Below are 1,433 nucleotides of genomic sequence, written 5' to 3'. Positions count from 1 at the left end.
CGCATGAGCGTCAACCTAATTTTTAAAAAAGAGCACTAATTATATTTTAAAATACTGATTGTCAGAAGAGTATTTATCTTTACATAAATTAATTCCACTTAAAAATGCAAAGAAATAATACCCAACTGCAACCAGTTCTCAAAATTAAGCAAAAATTAGGTTTTTTAAAGCCGATGTCATTAGCTAAAAAATTAAATCTGAGTAAGCGGGAGGACAGAAAATGTACCATCGCCGATATTCTTCTGGGACATTGGCAACTGATCTCAAAGGGAAGTTTCAGTTTTGATAATTGGGCGATGCAGATCAGCACGATAACGGGCAGGACCATAAGTGGGCAAGGTCTATGGAAACGGGTGGCAAGACCGGAGATCGTTACATATATCAGGGCACTCCTGCACAGATCGTTCGCGCAAAAGTACGGTTCGTTTATGGACAGTGCGCTATTCTGCCATTTTGATAATGTCTATGTGCAGGATGCCACACATTTTTCCCTGCCAAGTTGCCTATCGGACGTTTTCCCGGGCAGCTATTCCAAGCGTGGTGACACGGCATGTGCAAAGATCCAGGCGATCTTCAACTTTAAGAAGGGTCGTTTTTCCGATTTCGCCCTGGATTCGTTCAGGGACAATGATCAAAAGGACGCCTATAGATTTTTAGGTACATTGATGGAGGGAGATTTGATCATAAGGGATCTGGGCTATTTTGTTCTGGATGTCTTTGACCGGATCGACAAGGGACAGGCCTACTTCTTGAGCAGGTTCAAGTACAATATCCTGGTCCATGATGCGGTTACCGGCGAAGGATTAAAACTGGATGCCTGTCTGAAAGACAAGAGAGAGTTGGACATAGAGGTCCATCTTGGCAGGGAAAAGAGGGTAAAGTGCAGGTTTGTTGCAATTCCATTGAGTGATGGCATAGCTAATGAAAGGAGAAGAAAAGCTAAGCGCAATAGGAATAAAAAATCGAACCACTCCAAGGAATACCTGAACCTTTTGGGCTACAGCATCTATATTACAAATGTGCCCAAAGAAGTTTGGACGGCACCAAATATTGTCCAGGCCTATAAAGCAAGATGGTATATAGAGATCCTGTTCAAGAGCTGGAAGGGCAACCTGAGAATAAAGAATGATATTCCCCAAAGATATATTAACAGACAAAGAGCTGAGTTCTTCTTCTATTCCGTACTGCTAATGGTAAACCTGCTTGTAATACCCATATTCAACAAGGCCCAACAGATAATAGAAAAGGCCGGGATAGCGATCAGCATTATCAAATTAAGTGAAATAGTCAGGGAGAACATGCAAATGATAGTTAATGAAAAAATCAATATCTTAGAGCAGATAAAATATTATGCGATGTATGAATCGAGGAAAGATCGCATAAATGCTATGGAAACAATCTATTTTAACATCTCTTAAGTTGACGCCTATGCG

At 40.9% G+C, this 1,433-nt stretch carries 1 protein-coding gene; it reads left to right on the top strand.

Going from position 1 to position 1,433, the window contains the following annotated elements; translation table 11 throughout:
• Nucleotides 1–104 precede the first annotated feature (104 nt).
• The gene (locus J4051_RS18790) at nucleotides 105–1,418 is read left to right on the top strand and encodes an IS4 family transposase (protein ID WP_208235425.1); all 1,314 of its coding nucleotides are present in this window, start codon (nucleotides 105–107) and stop codon (nucleotides 1,416–1,418) included.
• Nucleotides 1,419–1,433: the final 15 nt, after the last annotated feature.

This window comes from Gelidibacter pelagius (assembly GCF_017581925.1).
In the GTDB taxonomy this organism is placed as follows: domain Bacteria; phylum Bacteroidota; class Bacteroidia; order Flavobacteriales; family Flavobacteriaceae; genus Gelidibacter; species Gelidibacter pelagius.
Note: the sequence above shows the minus strand (reverse complement) of the source record. Positions and strands in the feature narration are given on the sequence as shown.